The 23,271-nt window shown below is 70.6% G+C and carries 25 protein-coding genes; 16 read left to right on the top strand and 9 right to left on the bottom strand.

What is annotated here, in order from left to right; translation table 11 throughout:
• Positions 1 to 67 precede the first annotated feature (67 nt).
• The 5 genes from ACZ6S6_RS13720 (at position 68) to ACZ6S6_RS13700 (ending at position 5,465) form a co-directional block, all read left to right on the top strand.
• The gene (locus ACZ6S6_RS13720; RefSeq protein WP_469705742.1) at positions 68 to 1,276 is read left to right on the top strand and encodes a phosphotransferase; all 1,209 of its coding nucleotides are present in this window, start codon (positions 68 to 70) and stop codon (positions 1,274 to 1,276) included.
• Positions 1,273 to 2,178 (top strand): lactate/malate family dehydrogenase, encoded by a 906-nt coding sequence (locus ACZ6S6_RS13715; RefSeq protein ID WP_469705740.1) that lies wholly within the window; start codon positions 1,273 to 1,275, stop codon positions 2,176 to 2,178. Before ACZ6S6_RS13720 ends, ACZ6S6_RS13715 begins: the two co-directional genes overlap by 4 nt.
• Positions 2,175 to 3,308, top strand: coding sequence for a hypothetical protein (locus tag ACZ6S6_RS13710; RefSeq protein WP_469705738.1), 1,134 nt, complete (start codon positions 2,175 to 2,177; stop codon positions 3,306 to 3,308). The genes ACZ6S6_RS13715 and ACZ6S6_RS13710 overlap by 4 nt, the downstream gene beginning before the upstream one ends.
• A gap of 682 nt (positions 3,309 to 3,990) precedes the next feature.
• Complete coding sequence (locus ACZ6S6_RS13705) at positions 3,991 to 4,518, top strand: hypothetical protein (protein ID WP_469705737.1); 528 nt, start codon at positions 3,991 to 3,993, stop codon at positions 4,516 to 4,518.
• A 233-nt stretch (positions 4,519 to 4,751) separates the two neighbouring features.
• Positions 4,752 to 5,465: a chitinase gene (locus tag ACZ6S6_RS13700; protein WP_469705736.1), complete on the top strand. Its 714-nt coding sequence runs from the start codon at positions 4,752 to 4,754 to the stop codon at positions 5,463 to 5,465.
• Between the two features lie 51 nt (positions 5,466 to 5,516).
• Here the strand turns inward: ACZ6S6_RS13700 and ACZ6S6_RS13695 are convergent, their stop codons facing one another.
• Entirely contained in the window at positions 5,517 to 5,753 is a 237-nt protein-coding gene (locus tag ACZ6S6_RS13695) for a hypothetical protein (protein WP_363077147.1), read from the bottom strand.
• A 52-nt stretch (positions 5,754 to 5,805) separates the two neighbouring features.
• Entirely contained in the window at positions 5,806 to 6,543 is a 738-nt protein-coding gene (locus tag ACZ6S6_RS13690) for a hypothetical protein (protein ID WP_469705734.1), read from the bottom strand.
• A gap of 105 nt (positions 6,544 to 6,648) precedes the next feature.
• On the opposite strand from ACZ6S6_RS13690, the gene ACZ6S6_RS13685 reads away from it, so the two are divergent.
• The 6 genes from ACZ6S6_RS13685 (at position 6,649) to ACZ6S6_RS13660 (ending at position 11,223) form a co-directional block, all read left to right on the top strand.
• Complete coding sequence (locus ACZ6S6_RS13685) at positions 6,649 to 7,284, top strand: TetR/AcrR family transcriptional regulator (protein ID WP_362954951.1); 636 nt, start codon at positions 6,649 to 6,651, stop codon at positions 7,282 to 7,284.
• Between the two features lie 190 nt (positions 7,285 to 7,474).
• Entirely contained in the window at positions 7,475 to 7,729 is a 255-nt protein-coding gene (locus tag ACZ6S6_RS13680; protein ID WP_362955249.1) for a superinfection immunity protein, read from the top strand.
• A gap of 308 nt (positions 7,730 to 8,037) precedes the next feature.
• Complete coding sequence (locus ACZ6S6_RS13675) at positions 8,038 to 9,621, top strand: hypothetical protein (RefSeq protein WP_362954949.1); 1,584 nt, start codon at positions 8,038 to 8,040, stop codon at positions 9,619 to 9,621.
• A 25-nt stretch (positions 9,622 to 9,646) separates the two neighbouring features.
• Entirely contained in the window at positions 9,647 to 10,228 is a 582-nt protein-coding gene (locus ACZ6S6_RS13670; protein ID WP_469705731.1) for a hypothetical protein, read from the top strand.
• Positions 10,229 to 10,264: 36 nt separating this feature from the next.
• Positions 10,265 to 10,708, top strand: coding sequence for a hypothetical protein (locus tag ACZ6S6_RS13665; protein WP_362954946.1), 444 nt, complete (start codon positions 10,265 to 10,267; stop codon positions 10,706 to 10,708).
• A 101-nt stretch (positions 10,709 to 10,809) separates the two neighbouring features.
• The gene (locus ACZ6S6_RS13660; protein WP_362954944.1) at positions 10,810 to 11,223 is read left to right on the top strand and encodes a DUF3592 domain-containing protein; all 414 of its coding nucleotides are present in this window, start codon (positions 10,810 to 10,812) and stop codon (positions 11,221 to 11,223) included.
• Between the two features lie 66 nt (positions 11,224 to 11,289).
• Here ACZ6S6_RS13660 and ACZ6S6_RS13655 read toward each other — a convergent pair whose 3' ends face one another.
• A complete protein-coding gene (locus ACZ6S6_RS13655) occupies positions 11,290 to 12,567 on the bottom strand; it encodes a hypothetical protein (RefSeq protein WP_469705728.1) in 1,278 nt (425 codons plus the stop codon).
• Between the two features lie 337 nt (positions 12,568 to 12,904).
• Here ACZ6S6_RS13655 and ACZ6S6_RS13650 point away from each other — a divergent pair, with 337 nt between their 5' ends.
• Both ACZ6S6_RS13650 and ACZ6S6_RS13645 read left to right on the top strand, forming a co-directional pair.
• Positions 12,905 to 13,765, top strand: a complete 861-nt coding sequence (locus ACZ6S6_RS13650) for a Bax inhibitor-1/YccA family protein (protein ID WP_362954940.1) — start codon at positions 12,905 to 12,907, stop codon at positions 13,763 to 13,765.
• 183 nt (positions 13,766 to 13,948) lie between these two features.
• Complete coding sequence (locus ACZ6S6_RS13645) at positions 13,949 to 14,266, top strand: hypothetical protein (protein ID WP_362954938.1); 318 nt, start codon at positions 13,949 to 13,951, stop codon at positions 14,264 to 14,266.
• A 111-nt stretch (positions 14,267 to 14,377) separates the two neighbouring features.
• On the opposite strand, the gene ACZ6S6_RS13640 is transcribed toward ACZ6S6_RS13645, so the two are convergent.
• From ACZ6S6_RS13640 to ACZ6S6_RS13630, 3 genes are all read right to left on the bottom strand, one after another.
• Positions 14,378 to 15,229: a hypothetical protein gene (locus tag ACZ6S6_RS13640; protein ID WP_362954937.1), complete on the bottom strand. Its 852-nt coding sequence runs from the start codon at positions 15,227 to 15,229 to the stop codon at positions 14,378 to 14,380.
• Between the two features lie 372 nt (positions 15,230 to 15,601).
• Complete coding sequence (locus ACZ6S6_RS13635) at positions 15,602 to 16,822, bottom strand: acetyl-CoA C-acetyltransferase (protein WP_362954935.1); 1,221 nt, start codon at positions 16,820 to 16,822, stop codon at positions 15,602 to 15,604.
• A 132-nt stretch (positions 16,823 to 16,954) separates the two neighbouring features.
• Positions 16,955 to 18,028 (bottom strand): SGNH/GDSL hydrolase family protein, encoded by a 1,074-nt coding sequence (locus tag ACZ6S6_RS13630; protein ID WP_362955246.1) that lies wholly within the window; start codon positions 18,026 to 18,028, stop codon positions 16,955 to 16,957.
• Between the two features lie 230 nt (positions 18,029 to 18,258).
• Here ACZ6S6_RS13630 and ACZ6S6_RS13625 point away from each other — a divergent pair, with 230 nt between their 5' ends.
• Entirely contained in the window at positions 18,259 to 19,671 is a 1,413-nt protein-coding gene (locus ACZ6S6_RS13625; RefSeq protein WP_362954933.1) for a cystathionine beta-synthase, read from the top strand.
• A 461-nt stretch (positions 19,672 to 20,132) separates the two neighbouring features.
• Here the strand turns inward: ACZ6S6_RS13625 and ACZ6S6_RS13620 are convergent, their stop codons facing one another.
• A complete protein-coding gene (locus tag ACZ6S6_RS13620) occupies positions 20,133 to 20,564 on the bottom strand; it encodes a hypothetical protein (RefSeq protein ID WP_362954932.1) in 432 nt (143 codons plus the stop codon).
• 192 nt (positions 20,565 to 20,756) lie between these two features.
• On the opposite strand from ACZ6S6_RS13620, the gene ACZ6S6_RS13615 reads away from it, so the two are divergent.
• Together ACZ6S6_RS13615 and ACZ6S6_RS13610 are read left to right on the top strand one after the other, a co-directional pair.
• On the top strand, positions 20,757 to 21,602 hold the full coding sequence (locus ACZ6S6_RS13615) for a MurR/RpiR family transcriptional regulator (protein WP_469705724.1): 846 nt from the start codon (positions 20,757 to 20,759) through the stop codon (positions 21,600 to 21,602).
• Positions 21,603 to 21,770: 168 nt separating this feature from the next.
• Positions 21,771 to 22,307, top strand: coding sequence for a hypothetical protein (locus ACZ6S6_RS13610; protein ID WP_469705722.1), 537 nt, complete (start codon positions 21,771 to 21,773; stop codon positions 22,305 to 22,307).
• 8 nt (positions 22,308 to 22,315) lie between these two features.
• Here the strand turns inward: ACZ6S6_RS13610 and ACZ6S6_RS13605 are convergent, their stop codons facing one another.
• Together ACZ6S6_RS13605 and ACZ6S6_RS13600 are read right to left on the bottom strand one after the other, a co-directional pair.
• A complete protein-coding gene (locus ACZ6S6_RS13605; RefSeq protein ID WP_362954926.1) occupies positions 22,316 to 22,690 on the bottom strand; it encodes a hypothetical protein in 375 nt (124 codons plus the stop codon).
• 74 nt (positions 22,691 to 22,764) lie between these two features.
• A complete protein-coding gene (locus tag ACZ6S6_RS13600; RefSeq protein ID WP_362954924.1) occupies positions 22,765 to 23,235 on the bottom strand; it encodes a roadblock/LC7 domain-containing protein in 471 nt (156 codons plus the stop codon).
• Positions 23,236 to 23,271: the final 36 nt, after the last annotated feature.

Below are 23,271 nucleotides of genomic sequence, written 5' to 3'. Positions count from 1 at the left end.
GGTAGCTCAGCGCTCTCGCTCACGGATCCACACCACCTGGCAACGCATTCCCACAAGGAGGCCGTCGGTGACCCTCACGACAAGCGAGAACTCAACGGTGAGCGCCACAGCGCTGTACGCCGTTACCCGGCGGGCTATCGCCCGCGCGGTCGAAGACCTATGGCCGGAGCGACAGATCGCCATAGGCGAGCAGTGCCCGAGCGTCACTTCCTACGTCTGCCGAGTCACGGTGGACGGCGAAGAGTTGATCGCCAAGTACAGCTGGCTGGGCATGTCCCTGGTGTCCGTACTACGGGGCGCCGGGGGGACGTGGGACGAGGTCCAACGAGCACAACGCCACTACGTCCACAGCACCGACCTGCTGACCGACCGCGAGAAACAGCACCTGGAGCTGCTTCGGGAACTCGGGAGCCCTCGGGTGTGCGAGACCGCCGGCATCCACAGCGGGGTGCTCTTCACACGGATCGCGCCGGGGAGGTCTCTGGCTGATGTGCTGGCCGACCGTCCGTGGGAGACGGGCGCACTCCTCGACACGGCCCTCCTGGCCCTCGGCGACCTGCACGGCCCGGCCGGTGCGCAGCGCATGCGCCGGGCGGCGCCGATCGGTGAGCGGTCGGTAGTCGGCGTCTTCCGCCGGAAATTCAACGGGGTGAGCGCCGCGGCCTATCTCGGGGTGCTCGGTATGGACAGCGGAGTACCGGAGGACGAGCGCCTGGAGGTCGTGGAGCTGCTTCGGACCGCGGTGTGGCGGCTGGTGCGTATGGCGGGTGCGGTGTCGACCCGTCAGGACACCGTGGTGTTCGGGGATCTCAAACCGGAGCACGTCTACATCGACGGTCCGCGCCTCACCTTCATCGACCCGGCTGTGCAGTGGGCTGCCGGACCTGAACCCGACGTTGCGAAACTGACCGGCCGGGCCCTGCTCCTCGCCCTTGCCCATCCGGAGGCGCGCGCCGGACAGCAGATCGTGCAGGGGGTCGCCTCCACACTCGCCCGGCACGCCGCAGCCGCCTTCCCTGAGCACGAGCGCACGGGACGTCTCCGTGAGGTCATGGTCCTGTGGCTCATGGACACGGTGAACATCCTGAGCACCTGCCTCAGCGCACCGCAGGGTCTCCCGCTGGCCTCCCATCAGCGGGCCCTCGTCGCGCAGGCCCGCGCGGTGGCGCGCGTCGTGGACCGGGCCAGCGCCCTCCTGGTCGGGTCGATGGCCGGGCCCCGCCTCCTGGACGCAGTGTTCTCCGAGGTAGAGCAAACCGCCGGGAGCGCCCGGTGAGCGGCCCGGTGGTGGGGGTCGTCGGTGCGGGTGCCGTCGGGCAGACCCTCGCTGCGGCCCTTGTGGCCGCCGCGCTTCCCGGGAGGCTCCTCGTCGTGTCCCGGCAGCCGGACCAGGCCCAGGGCCTGACCGCCGACCTCCAGGACCTCGCGCTCGCCGCCCGATCACGCACGACGGTTGAGGCCGGCGAGGTCGCTGACCTCCACGGCTGCGACGCGGTGGTGATCGCACTCCGCACCGACTTCAAGAACACCGCCGTGGGGGACATCCGGCGCGGCGGCGCCGCCGCGAACGTGCCCGCTCTCGGCGCGCTTGCGCGGGAGCTGCGCGGGTACAGCGGAACCGTCCTCGTCGTGACGAACCCTGTGGACCTGATGGCCCGCCGCTTCGCCGAAGTGTCCGGAGTGGATCGGGTTTTCGGGATCGGGTCGAACCTCGACTCGGCCCGCTACCGGCTCTTTCTGGCCCGGTATGCCCAGGTGTCTCCGGACCTTGTACGCGGCCACGTGATCGGCGAGCACGGTGACCGCGCCGTCGTGTGCGTGTCCACGACGACCGTCGCCAGTCGGCCGGTCGCGGTCCTGGTGGACGCGGTCGTGGAAGAACTCCAGCGACGGCCGGCCCTGATCCGCAATGGCATCGGCCGTACCCGCTGCGGCCCCGCCGGCGCCGTGCTGTCCACGCTCCGCAAGGTCCTCGGCCTGGTCGACGGTATCGAGGAGCTGTCCGTGCCGTACGGGGACGTCCATCTCGGCGTCCCTCTGCAATTCACGGGCGGCGAGCCCGTTCCGCGCTTGCCCCTGCTCACTCGTACCGAACGCCTATGTCTGGATTCTGCGGCCAGCAGCCTCCGCGACGCCTATGCCCAGCTCCCCGCTCATTCCGAGAGGATCGCCCCATGATCAGCGCTACCCGGCTCGAGGCCGCTACGGCGGCAGTCACCGTGCTCAGTAACCGACCGGAGGTCGCGGGCTGGGCCTTGCGGTACTTCGGCCCGTGGTGGAACGCCGCCACGGTGGACGCAGCCTCGGTGTGTGCCGAAGCGGTGGTGATCGCGGACGTCGACCCGGCCGACTACGAGGAGGTCACCCGTCTCGTCCGTGACGGCCGGTCCACGCAGGAGCTGGACTACGCCAAGCATCCGCTGCTGGTGGCGCATGACGGAGAGGACATCATCGCGACGTCGCCGCAGGAAGGACTCGCGTACCGCAGCACACCGTCCTCCGGTCGCCTCGTCCTTTCCGGCACCGACGCGGAGCCTCTTGCCCTGGCCGCAGCGCGCCTCGCTCGCGAGTCGATCCGCGGCCAGCTCCTCCGAGACGGCTGGGCGGTGCTTCACTCCTCCGCCGTCGTGCGGCCGAGCGACGGCGGCACGATCCTCGCGTTCGGCGACAAGGGCGCTGGAAAGACGAGCACCGCGCTGCTGCTCGCCTCGAATGGCTGGCAGCTCCTCGCCAACGACAGGGTGCTGGTCCGGCCGACCGGCGAGCGGGATGTCGAGGTCGTGCCCTGGCCGTCCGCCGCCGCGCTCGGTCTCGGGCTGCTCCACGCGCTTGGCTGGGACGTCACCGCACGGCAGCACCTGGAGGCCGGAGGTACCTTCCACCCGACGCAGCACGAATCCGTGACGGAGGCGCTGCTCGCCGGCGACCACACGCCGCTGTGGGAGAACGCGCGGAGGGAGTTGAAGGTCCAGGTGTTCCCGGACCAGTTTCCGGACCTGTTCGACGTACCGCTGGCCACCGGCGGCCGGGCGGCGGCGCTCCTCTTCCCCGAGGTCGACGCCGACGCGGCGCCGGACGTTGTCGACAGCATCCGCACGCTGAGGGAGGCCGACTTCATGTCCGGTGCGACGGAGGACAGGTACCCGGACGTCTTCGGGCAGGCCCACGGGGTGGACGGTGGGGGCCGGAAGAGCGCCCGCGCCGAGGTGGCGTCGCGTCTCGCCGCGCTGCCGCACCGTGCGGTCCGGCTGAGTCACGACATCCCGGCGAGCATTGCCGTGCTGAGTAAGGTCGCGGACACGACCTGACGCCCGTGGCCAGGCCCTTGAGGCTCCGGGAATCGAGTGTGGTGGCCCTTCCCCGGAACGGGGGAGGGCCACTGTTCTGTTGCGGAGGCGGGCTGAGACACGGCCCTGGTGACTGGTTCTGGACACTCGGGCGTTCCGTGCGAATCGCGACAAGTGGTCCGTGCGCCCACGGGCGCACGGGTGCGTGGCGGGACGGGGCTGGATGGGAAAGGACGGGAAGGAACGGTTGGCACGGCCCAGGTCAGATGGGAAGTGCCTGGTCAGAGGGTTGCGTGGGTCCGGTTCGAGTCCGGCTCCGGGCACCACTGCGCGCATGCGGCCTGACCTTTACGTAGGGTTTGTTCCGCATGTCCCCCTTATTCCCCCCCTTCCGGATGCGTGGGTGCGCCGTTGTTCTGCGGCGCCGACGGGGCGTACGTCGCGAGGCGTGAGAACAGGGCCGGCCGGGTCGCGAGCTACTAGGTGACGTGGCGCCAGGACGGTTCCCGAAAGGGGGACTGGCAGGCGGAGCGAGGCGATGACGGACCGTCTGCGGAGATCGTCCAAGGGACTGTTGGCGACGATGGCCGGCCGTGGCCGACGAGCTGGATCGCGTCCCGGACGCGGTGCGTCTGAGGAAGGGGGGCGGGGCTGGGCGTGCCGCGCCCTGGTCCGGCCGACCGGCGAGCGGGACGTCGAGGTCGTGCCCTGGCCGTCCGCCGCCGCCCTCGGTCTCGGCCTGCTCCACTCGCTCGGCTGGGACGTCACCGCGCGGCAGCACCTCCGGGCCGGAGGCACCTTCCACCCGACGCAGCACGAATCCGTGACCGAGGCGCTGCTCGCCGGCGACCACGCGCCTCTGTGGGAGAACGCGAAGCGGGAGCGGAAGGTCCAGGTGTTCCCCGACCAGTTCCCGGACCTGTTCGACGTGCCGCTGGCCACGGGCGGCCGGGCGGCCGGTCTCCTCTTCCCCCAGGTCGACGCCGACGCGGCGCCGGAGGTCGTCGACGGCACCCGCACGCTGGGGGAGGGCGACTTCATGTCGGGTGCGACGGAGGACCGTTACCCGGACGTCTTCGGGCTGGCTCAGGGCGTGGACGGTGGCGGCCGGGAGAGCGCGCGCGCCGACGTGGCGGCGCGGCTCGCCGTACTGCCGCACCGTGCGGTCCGGCTGAGTCACGACATCCCGGCGAGCGTTGCCGTGCTGAGCAAGGTCGCGGACACGATCTGAAGCCCGCAGCCCGGAGAGCTCAACCCGGCTCGACAACCTGACTCGGCTTCCGTGAACCGCAGTGGACCCGCCCGTGTTCACCTTGGAGTGAATGGCCTCAGTCGGACGCCCAAATATCGTCCGAGCGAGTGGTTTTGGGTCTTCAGCACGCTTCCTCCCGGAGCCGGCGCTCACGATGATCCCGTTGCTTCGCAACCCGGACACGTACCCGACGACTGCCGAACCGAGGAACGATGAAGCTGTCCCGCACCCTGTCAACGCTGGCCTCAGCCGCTGTACTGGGCACCCTCTCCGTGGCCGGTCAGGCGGCACCCGCCGCCGCCGACTCCTTCGTGGTCAGTGAAGGCCAGTTCAACCAGATGTTCCCGAACCGGAACTCCTTCTACACCTACAGCGGTCTGGTCGACGCGCTGAGCGCGTACCCGCAGTTCGCCGGCACGGGCAACGACGGCACCCGCAAGCGCGAGGCGGCGGCCTTTCTCGCCAACGTCAGCCACGAGACAGGCGGGCTGAGGTACGTCGTCGAGCAGAACACCGCCAACTACCCGCACTACTGCGACCAGTCGCAGCCCTACGGCTGCCCGGCCGGACAGTCCGCGTACTACGGGCGTGGGCCGTTGCAGCTGAGCTGGAACTACAACTACAAGGCCGCGGGTGACGCCCTTGGCATCAACCTGCTGAACGACCCGTACCAGGTCGAGCGGAACTCGGCTGTCGCCTGGAAGACCGGGCTGTGGTTCTGGGACACACAGTCGGGCGCCGGATCCATGACCCCGCACGACGCCATGGTCAACAGCGCGGGCTTCGGCGAGACCATCCGCAGTATCAACGGCGCTCTGGAGTGCAACGGTCAGAACCCGGGCCAGCGCGACGACCGGATCAACCTGTACAAGCAGTACGTCGGCGTTCTGGGCACCGACGTCGGGGGCGGCAACCTCTCCTGCTGAAGGGGCTGACCGGGGCGGAGCAAAGAGCCGGCCGCCGGACCGGACCGGTTGTCAGCTGACGCGTTGAGTGGCGAACAGTTCCAGGTGCGAGCAGGCCGGGCAGCGGAAGGCGTCGATCTGCCAGTGCGGCCTGCCCACTCTCTTCGCTCCGCCCAACAGGCCGCGCTCCAGGGCGCCCGCGATCCACCGCGCGTATCCGCGGGACCCCTGGCCGGAGTCGTCGACGAAGCCGGGCTCCAGCCCCACCGCACCGCACTGGGTGCACCGTATGTCATTGATCGGGTTCATCGGGGGAGTGTAGTGAGTGGCCGTGGGTGTTCGGGCCCGGCTCCGTGAATCCTCACGCCGTCCCGTGTGGGGCTTCCTCGCCCGTCGTGGCGCGGGCGGCCGGCGTCGGCCGGTCCGCGGTGCGGTGGGTGAGGGCGCAGACCGCGGCGCCCAGGGCGAAGCCGTAAGCGGACACGAGGCCGTGGCCGTTGGACTGGGTGAACCAGACCGCCAGGCCGAGTACGGGCACGCCCACGGCGAGCAGGGTCTCCTTGAGGTTCTCCCGGTCCTTGCGGCGGCCGGTGCGCAAGGTGCGCAGGGCGCGCAGGAGCAGGGCCGCGGACAAGGTCGCCGCGAGGAAGTACGTGGCGCCGGAGCTTCCGGCGAAGTTGCGGGGGTCGGTGCTGTGGCCGTTCTCGCCGAACAGGGCGTCGATGCGCTCGGGCAGCAGGATGCCGGCGAGGAACAGGGCCAGGGTGAGGGGCGCGCCCCAGAACCAGTTGGCCAGGGCTGCGATGACCGCGAGCGTCGCGATGTTCCACGCCCCGCCGAGCAGGCCGCCGTTCTGCATGAACACCGAGGTGTCGGTCCGCCACCAGCCGGACCTGGCCGGGTCGTTGTCGAGGGCGTCCATCGCACCCGGCCAGCAGAGCTGGGTGATCACCCCGGCGACGGCGACCGCGGTCAGTCCCACCGCCGCCCACGGGACGGGGCGGCGTCGCAGGGTGTCCTGGCCCACCAGGGCCAGTCCGCCGTTGAGCATCAACATCATCAGTACCGCCGTGGTCACGTTGAACAGCAGTCCGCCCATCGCCACCACCCCCCTTCTAACACTGTTCGATTCTCGGTGTGACGAGAGTAGACGCACGCCGGATGTTTTTCAAACGCCGTTTGAAAGTCGGTTACAGTGGGTTCCATGAAGCTGAGCAAGGACCGGATCATCGACGCCGGCATGGCGGTGTTCGCCGAGGCCGGCTACCACGGCCTGTCCATGCGGCAGGTGGCGAAGCGGCTCGACGCGCAGGCCGGCAGCATGTACTACCACGTGCCCAACAAGGGCGCCCTGCTCCAGCTGATGGCCGACAGGCTGGCCCAACAGGCGTACGACGCGGGCACCGAGGCACTCGCCGCACTGCCGGAAGGGGCGGACTGGCCGGAGCGGATCGAGGCCCAGGCCGTCTCGCTCCGGAAGAGCCTGCTGAGGCACTCCGGCGGCGCGGTCATGTTCGCCGACAGCCCGAAGGTGCTCAGCTCCGGCGCGCTGTCCCTCATGGAGCGGCTGCTGCTGACGCTGAAGGACGCCGGCATCGACGACGAGCACCTCGGCGTCGCCGGTGACGCGGTGTTCAGCCACATCACCGGATTCGTACTCCAGGAGCAGAGCGAGCCGCCCGTCCTCGACGTCAGCGCCGAGGACGTCGCCGAACTCCGCCGGCGCTTCCCGATGACCCTGGCGGCGGCGGCCTCCCACGAGGAGGACGAGGTCTTCACCCGCGGCGTGCGACTCCTCTGTGCCGGAATCCGGGCGCTCGGTGAGCAGGGGCGTCCGTGAACGACTCGGGGCGGGGCCGGCTTCCCGGCAACCGCCGGAAGGTGTCCCCGAAGACGGCTGCCGGGGTGTCGCGGTGACGGGCGATTCGGCTCCGCGGGACCGTGGCGAGTGCGGACTTCCCCCGGCCCGGCCGTGGCCGGTCACTCTCCGGTGATCACCGTCGGCGCACTGTGGACATCCCGTGGCAGACATGGAGAATGGGCTTTCTCATTCAGTCGCAGTGGGGGGTCGCATGAGTGGTAGTGGTGGAGCTTCAATTGGCGCGTTAGGGCTGATACTCATTCTGCTCGCCTATTTCGTGCCGACCGTGGTCGCTTTCGTGCGAGGGGTGCCGAACAAGGGCTCCGTTCTTGTGATCAATCTGTTTCTGGGCTGGACCCTGGTGGGCTGGGTCGTGTCGCTCGCGATGGCGGCGCGCAGCAATCAGCCGCGCCCGCGCATGTGAACCCGTCAGTCCATCGATTTCCGTGAATGCGGGTTGATTTCCGTGAGGTGGTCCGCCGGGTCTCCCCGGCGGACCGTGCGACCCGGCGGACCGGCGGTGTCGGGCGTCACCCGGGCCGGCGGCCGGCCACTGTGCGTAACGCCGCGTGCGCGCCCCGCCACTCCTCGCCCGCTTTGTCCGCGGGGCGGGCCCGGTTGACCCGGTGGCGTGTCTGAATTGGGACCGGGATTGGGCCCACGGGCCCGTGCCGTACCAGGTGCACCTCTCCTAGCCTCCCTGGCCTAAGGCCATACGGGGAGGAACAAGTCATGCCGCGAACGAGGCACCGGGAGCTCATACCCAGCAGCAGACGGGGTGATCGGGGAGCCACCGCGTTCGAGTACCTCGGGACGATCCTGGTCGTCGTCTCTCTCATCGGCGGTATGGCGGTGGCCGGTCTCGGTGGGCAGATCACCCAGCGGATCCAGTGCCTCGTCGCATCGGTCGGCGGTGGCAGCGGCGGGTGCGACACGGGCAAGGGTGACGAGGCGGGCGGCGATCCCAACGCCGAATTCGAGCCCATCACCTGTGCGACGGTCACGAAGTCCGGTACTCAGGGCGGCAAGATAGGCGTCTCGTTCGAGACGCTCGGTATCGAGTTCGGCGGCGAATTCGGCTTCGAGGAGACGACGTCCAAGGCCAATAAGGACGTCAACAAAGACGGAAAGATCGACGACAAGGACGAGCAGGTCACGCTCACCTTCACGGACGCCGGCTCGGTGAAGGGGACGGAGAAGCCCAAGGGCCGCGTCAAGATCGGCGACGTGGGCAAGGACAAGGTCGAGATCGGCGCCGGGCTCACGGTGACCACGGGCGACACCTGGGTGTTCGACAGCCAGAAGGAAGCCGACCAGTTCCGCAAGGACCTCCAGGAGTACAAGAAGCTCAGCCGGCTGAACAAGCTCTCCAACCTCAGCCCGATCGTGGGCGGCAGCACCGAGATAGCCAGCTGGTTCGGCAAGGGCCCGAAGGCCAAGGAGAGCCGCCTCAAGAAGAACATCGAGGACAAGCTCGGCAACAAGCACATCACCACCCAGAAGCTGAGCCTGGAGGTCGCCGCGCAGGCCGGGTTCCAGTTCGGCGCGGGGCTGAACGCCCCTGACACGACCAACCCCGACGGCACGACCACCCCGGCACCCACGCCGGGCGCCACCATCGAGGCGGGCGTCAAGATCTCCGAGTCCCAGGAGGTCACCCTGACGCAGAACCACATCGACAACACCGACTCGTACACCTACCAGGCCAAGGCCACCGGTGGTGCGTACGCGAAGGGAGAGGCCGGACCGGTCAAGGCCGGCGCCGAGGCGGAAGGCTCGGCGGCGGGTGCGATCACCGTCACGGTCGACAGCAAGACCGGCAAGGTGAAGAGCATCACGATGACGCGGACCCTTGAGGGCAAGGCCGACGCCAACGCCGGTCTCACGGGTGACGTCAGCGGCAGCAAGAAGGGCGGCGGGACGACCACCCAGGTCGTCACGACCACCGTGCCGCTGGACGACAAGAGCCTCTCCAAGGCGGAGTCCGACCGCATCAAGGCCCAGATGTTCTCCGGGCAGGGCATGAACAGTGCGTTCAACTACCTGTTCACCGGCACGCCCGTCCCGACCAAGGACCCCGGTCCCGGCGACCCGTTCGGCCACTACGCGTTCCAGCACGGCCAGGTCAGCAAGCAGGAGTACGACGGTTCCTCCTCGTCCGACGAGATCGGCCTCGACATCAATCTGGAGGTGGCGGGCATCAACGGCGCCTACACCACCTCCGAGAGCGAGAAGAGTCTGCAGAAGGCCGAGTTCCTGGGGGCTCCCACCAACGGGCAGCGTTCCTTCGTCCCGTACAGCTACTGTGCGAACTGATCGATCAGTACAAGGAGACGTGATCATGACCTACCGTTCCCTCCGCCGGACGGTGCAGGCTGTCGCCGTCACGACCGCTGTCCTCACCGCCGGCCTGACGCTCAGCGCCTGCGGCGCCGAGAAGAAGGACGCACCGGCCGCGCCCAGCGGCTGGAAGGAGCTGTCGGGGCCGACCGTGTCGCTCTCCTACCCGGCCGAGCTCACCGAGCAGAGCAAGGCGGAGCTCGGCAAGCTCAACGACGCCGCGGCTCTGCGCACCGAGGGCGACCGGCCCACGGTCAAGGTGTCGATCCAGAGCGGCTTCGCCAACGCCTCGAACGGCGACGACGCGGCCTCCGTAGGGCGGGCCCTCCTCATGGCGACCACCGAGGTGAAGGACACCAAGGACGCCGACATCAAGGGCGCGAAGGGCGCGAAGCGCATCGACTTCAGCTACACGGGTACGGGTGTGCCGCAGTCGCCCCCGAAGGGCGCCAAGGTCAACGGCGTGGTCATCACGGGTGTCGACTCCAAGGGCAAGATCTACTCCGTACGCATCGACGCCCAGGCGGGCAAGCTGAGCGATGCCGACCGGACGAAGATCGTCGACAGCATCGAGGTGAAGTAGTGCCCGAGCGCCGGCCGACGACGAAGAGGCAGCCGAATGTCGCGATTTGACGCCCACCGCGGGTACGCCCCCGCCGGTGACAGGCCGCGGCTGCTCGACCTGATGCTGCCCTGGGCCGCGGGCATCCTGGTGACCCTGATCACGGAGCTGTGCGTCGCGGTGGTCGTGTGGGACTGGGTGGCGGGCGACGACCCGTCGAGCGTGGCCTCGCCCGCCCGTACCATCCTGTTCCTGCACCTGCCGTCCGCCGTCTGCATCGCGCTCGGGACCTGGGCCGCGGCGGCGCTGCACCGCTCGCCGTCACGCGATTCACGCGTACGGCACGGCCTCGCCGCGTTCGCGCCCGCCGTTGCCCTGCAACTGGTGATCTACGTGTCCCAGGGGAGCGACCTCACGGCCATCACCTTCCTGGTCCAGCTGGTGGTTCTGCTGGTGGGCTGTGCGGTGGGCTTCCTCGCCGACCGGCTGCGCAACGGCTAGAGGCATCAGGCAATCAGGGCATCGGGGCATCCGGGCATCCGGGCATCCGGGCATCCGGGCACGGCATCGTCGGGGCACCGCATCAACGGACCAAGGAATCCATGAACACGTCGTACGTACTCATCGGTGTGGTCGCCCTGGCGGCGCTCAGGTCCCTGGGGCGGACCGCCCGGCAACTGCGCGGGGCGCGCTCCGGCGTCTCCGCGCCGGCGCGCTGCATCCGTGTGTACGAGCGCGACGCGGCGACCGGTTCGTCGAACGACCGGCGGGCCTGGCGCGTCTTCGCGTTCACCGCTCGGAACGGGGAGTGGGTCGAGTTTCACGACGGCGGCAGCAGGCGCTACGTCGAGGGCGCGCGGGTCACGGTGCGCTACGACCCCGCCGACCCGAAGCGCACCGCCACACTGGCCGGCAGCCCGCGCGCGGCCCTGGCCGAGGGGGCCGGTGCGCTGGTGCTGATGGGGCTCGTGCTGGTGATGTTCCTGACCGACTTCCCGGAGAATCTGTTCTCCTGACGGCGCGGGGAGCGGTGCGGACGGGCCGGCGCGGACAGCCGTGGTGGAGGTCCGGGGCGGCGGAAGTCAGGGGGCCTCTTCGAGCAGCCGGACGAGAGCGTGCAGCTGGGGCGTCAGTTCGTCCTCGTCCAGCCCGTCCGGCATGGGCGGCCTTTCCGGCACCCCGCTGAACGCGAGGGACTCGTTGGCGGCCCGCCAGGACACGGCCGCCGCGCGGACATCGCCCCCGGCCAGGTCGTCGCGGAGCGGCAGCAGTTCCGCCAGCCACGGACGCGGGTCGTGGTCCAGGTAGGAGCCCTCGCCGTCGGCCTCCTGGCGGTGGAGGTTCAGTACGACATCGTCGCCGAGAACCGCCGTCCTCACCCCGCGACCGCCCGTGTAGGGGGCTGTCCGGTGGGCGAGCGCGGCCGGGAGCCGCAGCCACAGAGTGCGCGATCCCTCCTGGCTGAAGCGGAGACCGGCGTCGAAGTGCCGGGAGAAGATCTCGTCCTCCGCACCGGACACCGGGTGTGCGGTGGGGTCGGACCACTCGTCGAGCACCAGGGAATCGGCGGTGACGTCCGCTCCGGGCAGCTTCGCACGCAGTTCGAGCATCTGACGCTCGATGAGGCTCCGCCCGATCGTCCGGAACTCGTAGTACCAGTGCTTCCCTCCTCGCCGCCGCCGCTCGCTGGGGACCGACGCCAACCGCGGCAGCTGGACCTGGCCGCGTATCCGCTGCCTGAACCACGACCAGCCCATGATGGTCCGGGCCGCGAATCCGGCGCCCGGGGCGATGCCGCACCCCAGGTCCTGTTCCGCCCGGTCGTGGCCCGCGCCGTCGTCGCCGTAGGCGCCTGCCAGGTACCAGCCGAGAAACGCCGCGCGCCGCGCGGCCTGCCGCGCGTGACCCGCCCGCCCGACCTGTGCGTGGACGGCCCGCACCAGCCCGGCGGGGTCGGTGTGCTCCGTCCGCATCCGCGCGAGCTGCACGCGGAAGAGCTGGACGAGCGCCCCGAGATCGCGATCGACCTCGGGGCGGGCCCGGTAGCTGTCGGCGGGGGCGGCCAGCCGCGCCAGCACCGGGGACGTCAGATCGTGCAGCACCCGTGCGCAGGACGCGGACCGCAGCGGCATCCGTCGCAACTCGGCACCGGCGGGCTCCAGCACCAGCAACACCCCCGTCGCCTCGTCCAGCCAGATCCGGTGCCGGACCCCGCCGTGTGCCGTGTGCGCCGCGTCGATCCTGTCCAGGTCTCGCGCGCCGGGATGCTCCTCACGTACCCGCCGCGCGAGGTCGTCGGCGTCGCCGCCGGTCGAGTTGGTTCCGGTCGGCTGGTCCCGCTGCTCCTGGCGCATGGACATCGTCTCCGTCCCGATTCGGGTCCGCTCCGGCCTGTGGGATCCCCATGGTGCCGACTCTCCCGGCATTACGTGGCCCGCGAGCGGTATTCCGTCTCTCCGGCGATCATCCAGGCCCTGCGTTTCCACGTACGGTCCGCAGAGGACTTCGGCCGGGTACCGCCGGGCCACCGCCTCCTTCTCGTGCACCTGGCCGGTGGGGAGGCTGGGCTTGAACCTCGACCTCGTGCACCCGGGAAAGGACCGTCCCGGAAAGATCCTCCCCTGGCACTAGGGAGTTTGTTTTGCCTACCCATTACTCTTGTCCCAAGGCCGCGCTGGGTGGCCATGGAGGAGTGAGATGAGGAGCAGCAACCCGGTCTTCTCGCGACGGGGCTTCAGCCGCGACAACGGTTACGCGAACGTCAACGCGGCACCGCAGGCCGGGGCCCCGGTAGCGGGTGCCAACCCATACGCCACCAACCCCTATGCCCAGCCGGACGCCCAGTTCGGCGCCCCGCAGGCGCCGGCGCGTTCCGGTGTGATGACGATCGACGACGTCGTCACCCGTACGGCGCTGACGCTGGGCACGGTCGTGGCGGGTGCCGCTGTCGCCTGGGCCCTGCTCCCGGTCGACGAGGCCAACCTCAACAAGTCGTACGGCATCGCGATCGGCGCCGCGCTGATCGCGTTCGTGCTGTCGCTCGTCCAGTCCTTCAAGCGCACTCCGGTCCCCGCGCTGATCATCGCGTACGCGGCCTTCGAGGGCGTCTTCCTCGGGGTCATCTCCAGCGCGGTCAGCACGTACATCGGACCGGGCGTCGTGATGCAGGCGGTGATGGGCACCATGTGTGTCTTCGCCGGTGTGCTGTTCGCGTACAAGATGCGCTGGATCCGCGTCACCCGCCGGTTCTACGGCTTCGTGATGGCCGCCGCCATGGGCTTCATGCTCCTGATGGTGGTCAACCTGCTGTTCGCCGCCTTCGGTGGCGGTGACGGCCTCGGCTTCCGCAGCGGCGGCCTCGGCATCCTCTTCGGTGTCGTCGGCATCATCCTCGGCGCGTGCTTCCTGGCACTGGACTTCAAGCAGGTCGAGGACGGCGTCGCGTACGGCGCCCCGCGCGAGGAGTCCTGGCTGGCGGCCTTCGGCCTCACCATGACCCTGGTGTGGATCTACCTGGAGATGCTGCGTCTGCTCTCCATCCTCAGCGGCGACGACTAGGTCGTGCTCTGGACGTCCCGTCTGTGTTGTGGACGTCCCGTCCGTCTCGTGTGAACGGCCCGCAGGCTCCTTCGACGGAGCCTGCGGGCCGTTTCCCGTTCGCGGGGACGGAGGCGCTCCCGAAGCCGTGCCTGGGCGTCGGCCCGTTGGCAACCGTCCCGGAGGGGCGCGTAGGGTCGCGGGGTGCTCGATACGACGCCCCTGATCATCGCCGTGGACCGATTCGCCGACCGGCTGCGCGCCGCCCCGCAGAGCAGGCTGCAACGGGGAGCGGCGGCCGAAGGGCTGGCCGTGGCCAGGCAATTGGCGGTGCGGGCGCAGCGCATCGAGGCGCCCGGACGGGAGCCGATGACCATGCCGGACGCCGGGATCTTCGCGATCGGTGACCAACTCGCGGTCGCGGGGCGGGATCTGGCCGTGGCACTGGAAATGGCCCCGTCAGCGGAGCTGGACGAGGCCGTGCGATTCGTCGATGAAGCGGCCGCGCGGGCGTTCGCCTGAGAGACAGACGGCAGGAGGCAGGCGCCGGACGCTTGGGCGTGCGGGGGTGTTCTGGGCGGCGGCCGGCGAGGGCCGCTGTGCCGGGGAGGCGCCGGACGACCGGTCCGCGGGCTAGAAGCTCGCGATGACGCGGTCGGCCAGTATGTACACGTTCTCCCTGCCGCAGGAGAACGTCAGCGCGTACGCACCGGAGACCCCGGAACCGCCCAGCAGCACCGGGTGCTCACCGGACCGCAGCGACTCGGCCAGACGCTCGGCCGTCTCCCGGTGGCCGGGGGTCATGCAGAGCGTGGTGCCGTCGGCGAAGACGTAGACGTCCAGGGTGCCGAGCGGGCCGGGTCGCACGTCGGAGAGTTCCGTACGGCTGTCGGCGAGCTCTTCCAGACGGTTCACTGTACGCTCGTGGTCGGTGACAACGGGTGTCTGCACCGGCACGAAGTCGGGGTGCGAGGGGTGGCGGCGACGGGCCGCGGCCAGTTCGGGGGAGTCCTCGGCGAACTCCGCGATCTCGGGGAGCTCCGCGATGTCCGCCAGTTCCGTCAGCTCCTCCAGCGCCTCGGTGGCGTCGAGGTCCATCGCCTCCAGGCCGGCGAAGTCAGCCTGGCGCGGCATGAAGAACGGGGCGTCCTCGCCGAGCCCGGCCAGGCCGCCCAGCAGGGACGGGGCGTCGGCGGCGTCGCGCGCTTCCTGCGAGGCCCAGAAGGCCCGCGCCTCGGCGAGCTCGCGCTCGCGCTCCTCGGCCAGGGCCTCGGCGACCGCCGCGCGTATTTCCGCGACAGGGGTGGCGTCGTTACGGCTCTGGGTGGGGACGGCGGCGGCATGGGCGCGGTCGTCGGCCAGCTCACTTCGGAGGGCGGATACCTGCTTACGCAGCCCGTGAGCGGCGTGCAGAGCAGCGGCGCCCACGGCCGTGGCAGCGGCGGTGGTCAGCAACAGGGCAAGAGGCATGGCGCTCACTGACATACTCCCGGTTTCAATCGATCCCCCGACTTCCTACATCAGCTTGGCCTGTACCGGCACCATGTGTCAGTGCATTACGTCACGAATTGGACAGGTCTTTGTGCCTGGGGTTTAGCCCTGATGTGGGTGTGACCTGCGGGAATGACTCTCCCCCAGGAGATAGGTCACATCCTGGGGGAGATTCGGTCACGGTCGGGGCTCGGAACCGGCCATGCCGACCGGTCCGGAAGGCCCGAAAGGCCCGAAGAGCCCCGGCGGGCGGGGCCGGTGACGGGTCTTGTGACGGCTCCCGTGGCGGGTTTTGTGACGGCTCTTGTGCGGCCGTGCCCGGCCGTGCCCGGCCGGTCGCCGCGGTCCTCGGCGGGACGGCGGCGGTCAGCTCAGTCGCTCGATGACCATCGCCATGCCCTGGCCGCCGCCCACGCACATCGTCTCCAGGCCGAACTGCTTGTCATGGAACTGCAGGCTGTTGATCAGCGTGCCGGTGATCCGCGCGCCGGTCATGCCGAAGGGGTGGCCGACGGCGATGGCGCCACCGTTGACGTTGACCTTGTCCAGCGGCAGGCCGAGGTCCCGGTAGGAGGGGATCACCTGGGCGGCGAAGGCCTCGTTGATCTCGGCCAGGTCGATGTCGTCGATGCTCAGCCCGGCCCGCTTCAGCGCCTGCTTGCTCGCCTCGACCGGTCCGTAGCCCATGATCTCGGGGGAGAGGCCGGACACGCCGGTGGAGACGATCCGGGCCAGCGGGGTCAGGCCCAGCTCGCGCGCCTTGGTGTCGGACATGATCACGAGCGCCGCGGCGCCGTCGTTGAGCGGGCAGCAGTTGCCCGCGGTGACCAGGCCGTCGGGCCGGAAGACCGGCTTCAGGCCCTGCACGCCCTCCAGGGTGACGCCCGCGCGCGGGCCGTCGTCCTTGGCGACCACCGTGCCGTCCGGCGTCGTCACCGGGGTGATCTCGCGCTCCCAGAAGCCGTTCTTGAGGGCTTCCTCGGCGAGGTTCTGCGACCGGACGCCGAACTCGTCCATGTCCTGGCGGGTGACGCCCTTGGTCCGGGCCAGGTTCTCCGCGGTCTGCCCCATCGAGATGTACGCGTCCGGCACGAGGCCGTCCTCGCGCGGGTCGTGCCAGCTCGCACCGGACTCCTCGGCGCGGGCCGCGGTGCGGGCCTCGGCGTCGGCGAACAGCGGGTTGTGGGTGTCCGGCCAGCTGTCGGAGTTGCCCTTGGCGAACCGGGACACCATCTCGACACCGGCCGAGATGAACACGTCGCCCTCGCCGGCCTTGATGGCGTGCAGCGCCATGCGGCTGGTCTGCAGGGAGGAGGAGCAGTAGCGGGTGACCGTACAGCCGGGAAGGTGGTCCATCCCCATCTGTACGGCGATGATGCGGCCCAGGTTGTTGCCCTGCTCGCCGCCGGGGAGGCCGCAGCCGAGCATCAGGTCGTCGATGTCCCTGGGGTCCAGCTCGGGGACCTTGGCCAGTGCGGTCTGGATGATCGTGGCGGTCAGGTCGTCCGACCGCAGGTCCTTCAGCGAGCCCTTGAAGGCCCGGCCGATGGGGGAACGGGCAGCAGAGACGATCACGGCTTCGGGCATCACGCGGCTCCATGAGGGCTGGAAGGCTGTCTGGCTGGACTGCTCTGGAAGTTACCCGGACGTACTGCTGAGGTCACCCGACTGTGCGTGTGATGCGGGCCTCTTTTCTAAGCGACCGCTCAGTCAGTCGGCTCAGGCGGTCCGGGACGAGGTACCCGTATCGGTGCCCGGAGGCGGGTCCGCCCGGGTGGACCCGCCCTGCTCCCCGTGCGCCGCCGGGTGCGCATGGGGGTGCGAGTGCGGATGCGGCTCCGTGGCCGCGGGCAGACGCCGCCGCCTGCGGTGCTTGAGGAGCGCCCAGGGCGCACGGGCCCCGGTGACCTCCGTACCGGCCTCCCTGGCCGCCTGGGAGGCCGCCTTGGCCACCGGCAGCATGTCCTCGCGCCGGGCGCCGTCCAGATGATCGGACTCCGGCCACAGCCCCAGCACCGCGCAGACCGTCGGCAGGAGCGCCATCGCGGCCGTCGCGTACCCCTCCGCCGAGGGGTGGTAGTTGTCCGGGCCGAACAGCTCCCGCGGGTTCGCCTCGAACTCCGGGCCCAGCAGGTCGCCCAGCGACACCGTGCGCCCGCCCTGCTCCACCGAACCGATCGTCTGCGCCGCCGCCAGCTGCCGGCTCACCCGCCGGGCCAGGAACCGCAGCGGCTGGTAGACCGGCTCGATCGTGCCCAGGTCCGGGCAGGTGCCGACCACCACCTCGGCCCCCGCCGTACGCAGCCTGCGCACCGCCGTGGTCAGACAGCGCACCGACTGGGTCGCGGGCATCCGGTGCGTCACATCGTTCGCCCCGATCATGATCACGCAGATGTCCGGGACCCCGGACGGATCCGACAGCAGCAGCGACACCTGCCGCTCCAGATCGTCCGACCTGGCTCCCGGCTGCGCGACATTGCGCAGATCCACCGGCCGCTCCGAGACGGCCGCGAGCCCCGAGGCCAGCAGCGCCCCCGGTGTCTGCCCGGCCCGCCGTACGCCCTGCCCGGCCGCCGTGGAATCCCCCAGCATCCCGAGCCGCAGCGGGTCCGCCGGTCCGGCGAACGCCACCCCGTACCGCCCGTCCGCGCTCGGCGGCACCGGTGCGGTGCCGCCGCCCACCAGCCGCTTCGCCAGCTGGACCTCCGCCAGCAGGACCCCTACCGCCGCGGCGCCCAGCAGCCCGACGCTGCCGCCGCCGTAGGCCGCGCCCGCCGCGATCCGCCGTGCCACCCTTGCTCTCGACACAGTCCGGTCCACCTCCTCGTCGCCTTACGACCCCGCCCACGACCGCCGCGGCGTCGCGGCGTCCGCAATCGCGGGTGAGGTCGTCACCGTCGTACACAGAGCTAGTCGTACACAGAGCTAACTGCCCCCAAGGGACCGTTGTTCAATCGCTTCGCCCAATCCCGTCCCCGTACGCATACTCTTGCGGCACCATCTCGGAGACCCCGGAGTACACGGTGCAATTCCACGATTCGATGATCAGCCTCGTAGGCAACACCCCGCTGGTGAGGCTGCGCAGTGTGACGGCAGGCATCCAGGCGACGGTCCTGGCCAAAGTCGAGTACTTCAACCCCGGCGGCTCGGTCAAGGACCGGATCGCCCTTCGCATGATCGAGGCCGCCGAACAGAGCGGCGAGCTGCAGCCCGGAGGAACGATCGTCGAGCCGACGAGCGGCAACACGGGCGTCGGCCTGGCGATCGTCGCGCAGCAGAAGGGCTACAAGTGCATCTTCGTCTGCCCGGACAAGGTGTCCACGGACAAGATCAATGTGCTGCGCGCCTACGGGGCCGAGGTCGTCGTCTGCCCGACGGCGGTCGACCCCGATCACCCGGACTCCTACTACAACGTCTCCGACCGGCTGGTCCGTGAGACGCCCGGAGCCTGGAAGCCCGACCAGTACTCCAACCCGAACAACCCGCGCTCCCACTACGAGACCACCGGTCCCGAACTGTGGGAGCAGACGGACGGGAAGATCACCCATTTCGTGGCGGGGGTCGGCACCGGCGGCACGATCAGCGGCACCGGCCGCTACCTGAAGGAAGCCAGCGGCGGCGCGGTCAAGGTCGTCGGCGCGGACCCGGAGGGCTCGGTCTACTCGGGTGGCTCCGGGCGGCCGTATCTGGTCGAGGGCGTCGGCGAGGACTTCTGGCCGACCGCGTACGACCGGACGGTCACCGACGAGATCGTCGCCGTGTCCGACAAGGACTCCTTCCAGATGACCCGCCGGCTCGCCAAGGAGGAGGGCCTGCTGGTCGGCGGCTCCTGCGGGATGGCGGTCGTCGGCGCCCTGGAGGTCGCGAAGCGGCTCGGGCCGGACGACGTGGTCGTCGTCCTCCTGCCGGACAGCGGGCGCGGCTACCTGAGCAAGATCTTCAACGACGAGTGGATGGCGGACTACGGCTTCCTGGAGGACACCGGCCCCTCCGCACGCGTCGCGGCCGTCCTCGACTACAAGGAGGGCCCGATCCCGACCCTCGTCCACATGCACCCGGAGGAGACCGTCGGCGAGGCGATCGAGGTCCTGCGCGAGTACGGCGTCTCGCAGATGCCGATCGTGAAGCCGGGCGCGGGCCACCCGGACGTGATGGCCGCCGAGGTCATCGGCTCGGTCGTCGAGCGGGAGCTGCTGAACGCGCTCTTCGCCGAGCACGCCTCGCTCTCCGACCCGCTGGAGAAGCACATGTCGCCGCCGCTGCCGCAGGTCGGCTCCGGCGAACCGGTCGAGGACCTGATGGCGGTGCTCGGCGGTGCGGGCGCGGCGGACGCGGCGATCGTGCTGGTGGAGGGCAAGCCGAAGGGCGTGGTCAGCAGGCAGGACCTGCTGGCGTTCCTCGCCAGGGACGCGTCGGCCCCCGGCACCAAGCCGTAGCGCGGGTCCGGCGTACGGGCTTCGCGAAAACGGTACGAGCGCGACACGTACCCGCAGCACCGGCTTAACACGGCTCGGGCAGATTGATGGGTGTCGGCGGGGGAGACCCGCCGGCACCATACGGCGACACGGACTACGGAGCGGCTCCCGGACCTCCACTGTCGCCCGGATGCGAGACCGGCCCTGACCCGGACCGCGTCCCTCGCGGGGACCGCCGTCGTCCCGCCCTCCGGGAAACCGGGGGTGCGGCGGTCCCCGCGACACATCCGTACGCCGGGTTCCCGCGAGCTCCCGCTCTCAGCCGGCGGGTGCGCCCACCGCTCACAGCCGGCGGGTGCCCACCGCTCACAGCCGGCCGGTGCGCCCACCGCTCACAGCCGGCGGGTGCCCACCGCTCTCAGCCGGCGGGTACGCCCACCGCTCTCAGCCGGCCGGTGCGGTCGCCCGGTTCCGGTGGCCGCTCATTCCTCCCAGTCGGACTTCTGCGTTTGCCGCTCGTCGTCCCGGCGCCGGAAGAGCCGCCCGCCGCGGGCGGCCTGGAAGGCGTTGACACCGACGATCCCGAGCCAGGCCACGACCAGCCCCTGGATGCCCGCGTTGGCGACGCCGATGGCCGACAGCGGGATGGCCAGGACCAGCGAGATGATCGCGAATCCGTACCGCTCACCGAAGTGCCCCGCGGGGGGCCGCGGCGGACGGGCCCCCCTGGCGACGACGATCTGCTGCTCCGCGAGATGACGCCTGACCCGCCGGTCCAGCGTGCCGTCGAGCCGCTGCTCGACCTTTTCGAGAAATGACTCGACGAGCGCGGACTCGTACTCGGCCCCCAGCTCACTGCGGGCTTGAAGGGTGGCGTCGAGCTCCTTCTTGAGCTCGGTGTCGGGTGCGTCCATATCCATACGGTACGAAGCCGCGGTGGCCGGGTCAGTGGGGCTAACCCCCCTGTTTGTGCCGGAGCGCGCCCCCGGCGCCGCCGCCGGATCCTCCCTCACCGGTCGGCTGCATATGGACATGCAGACGCCTTGCTGGCTGAATGGATTCGTCGGTGCCGGAGCGCGGCGCGACGGATCTAGCGAGGGGACAGGATGAGCGGGAGCAGCCCGGCCGCGAGGTTGCAGCAGCTGTTCGAGGGGCGCAGGCTCACTCCCACCCAGCGGCGCATCGCGCACTCGATGGTGCGCAGGGCGGGCGACGCCCCGTTCCTGTCCAGCGTCGAACTGGCCGAACTGGCCGGGGTGAGCCAGCCCTCCGTCACCCGGTTCGCCGTGGCGCTCGGCTTCGACGGCTACCCCGCGCTGCGCAGACATCTGCGCGAGGTCTCCCCGGCCGGGCCCGCCGCGGGCGCCGGGGAGGACACGTACAACGAGTACCAGCAGGCGGTGCACGCCGAGATCGAGAACCTGCGCCACCTCGCCGAGCTGCTCGCCGATCCGGGCCCGGTCGAGCGGGCCGGGCGGCTGCTCGCCGCCTCCCGCCCGCTGCCCGTGCTCGGGCTGCGCGCCGCCTCCTCGCAGGCCCGCGGCTTCGGGTACTTCGCCGCCAAGGTCCACCCCGACGTCCGGGTGCTCGACGAGGGCGGCAGCATGCTGCACGACCGGATCGACGCAGCCCGGCGGGCCGGGGCCAGCGCGCTGATCTGCTTCGCGCTGCCGCGCCACCCCCGGGAGGTCGTGGACGCCCTCGCGTACGCGCGGGAACAGGGACTGACCGTGGTGTCGGTCGCGGACTCCGCCTTCGCCCCGGTGGCCGGCCACAGCGACCTCCTGATCCCGGCGGCCGTCGGGACCGGGCTCGCCTTCGACACGGCGTGTGCGCCGATGCTGCTCGGACGGGTGCTGCTGGAGTCCATGTGCGACGCCCTGCCGGACGCGCAGGCGCGGCTGGAGGAGTTCGACGCGAGGGCGGCGGCGCGGGGCCTGTTCGTCGAGTGAACCGCGCGGCATAGAGCCAACCGTGCGGCGCCCCGCCCGTCACGGGCGCGGTGCGCCGCTTCTCAGACTTCGCTCATGTCCGGCCCCTAATCTGCGCCCACGGAACGAGCACAGGGCCCGTCGGAGAGGGGTACGGACGTGGGGCGCGGAGCGCAGTCGTTGGCGAGAGTGGCCGTGATCGTACGGGCCGGCGCGGCGCCGATGTGGTGGCCGGGGCTGCTCGCCGCGGCCATCGGGGCACTGGTGCCGGGGCTCACCGGCCGGCGCATCGGACTGCTGGCCGGGGCCGCGCTGTTCCTGGTCACGATGGCCGTCGTGGCGTCGGCACGCGGCAAGCGGTACGACGGACTCGCGCGGGGTGCCACCCGGGCCGGCCGCACCGACTTCCTCCAGGACCGGGCCGTGACCGTACGCAACTGGCGCCGCGGGCACCGCTGGTGGCTGCTCGGGGCGTTCCTGGTGGCCGTGGCGAGCGCGTTCGTGGTGCCAGGGGCGGGCGGGCTGCTGCTCGCGGGGGCCGGGGCCGGGCTCTGGGCCAAGGCCGTCCGGATCGGGCAGCGGGAGCGCCGGGACGACGTCCTGTACTGGGTCCGTACGGACTGGGTGGAGCGCGGGCGGCCCACCGGCAAGCCGGTCAGGGCGTACCGGACGACGGGGCCGGCGGCCGGGGACGCCGCACCCGGTGGGGCGCGGCGCTCCCGCTGACCGGCCGGTCAGACCTCCAGCTCGGCCTCGATCTTCTTGAGCTGGTGACGGGCCATGGCCAGGTTGGCGCGGCCCGAGTCCAGCACCAGATAGAGGAACAGGCCGTTGTTGCCACGGGTCTTGAGCAGCCGGATCAGGTGGTACTGGGTGCCCAGGGTGATCAGGATGTCCTCGATCTCGTCCTGGATGCCCAGGTGCTCCATGGTGCGGAGCTTGGCGCGTACGACGTCGGTGTTGCCGGCCGCCGCGACCTCCAGGTTGAATTCCTTGCCGCCGCCGAGTGTGCCCAGCGCCATGCCGCTCGTGTAGTCGACGAGGGCGACACCGACGGTGCCCTCGATGGACGTCATCGCTTCCTTCAGTGACGCTTCGGTGTTCGCCATGAGTGCTCGATTCCTTTCCCTGACCGGCCGTGACGACCGGTTCCGTTTTCTGGGTGCGAGAGCTGGGGGGTGGGTCATGTCGTGCGGTGGGGCAGGATGCCCGGCTGCTGCGGGGTGCGTGGCAGCGGCGGGCGTGCGCCGGGCGCGGGCTGCGGGGTGCGTTCCAGTGCGGCGTCGACGAGCTGACCGATCCTGGCGCCGGCCCGGCGGCCCTCCAGATGGAGCCTGCCGACGTTGATCCGGTCCTCGGCCAGCAGGGTCAGTACGGCCGACGACCCCGCGGCGTACGCGGCGATGTAGCCCGTCTCGCCGCGTACGAGGAGTTCACGGAAGCCGCCCCGGCCGGTCGCCTCCGTCATCCGGATCGAGACCCCGAGCGCGGCCGCGGTCAGTGCGGCGACTCCTTCGGCCTCCACTCCCGGGGTGTCATGGGCGAGGACGAGTCCGTCGGTGCTGGCCGCCAGGGCGCCGGCGAGGAGCGGCACCCGCGCCCGCAGCCGCTGGAGTTCGGCCAGGACATCCTGGACTTCGGCCTCGGGCACCATCGGCTGTCTCCTCCCGGCACGCTGTCTGAGCGCGCG

This window comes from Streptomyces sp. NPDC048671 (assembly GCF_055587045.1).
This window is presented reverse-complemented; position numbering and strand designations above follow the sequence as displayed.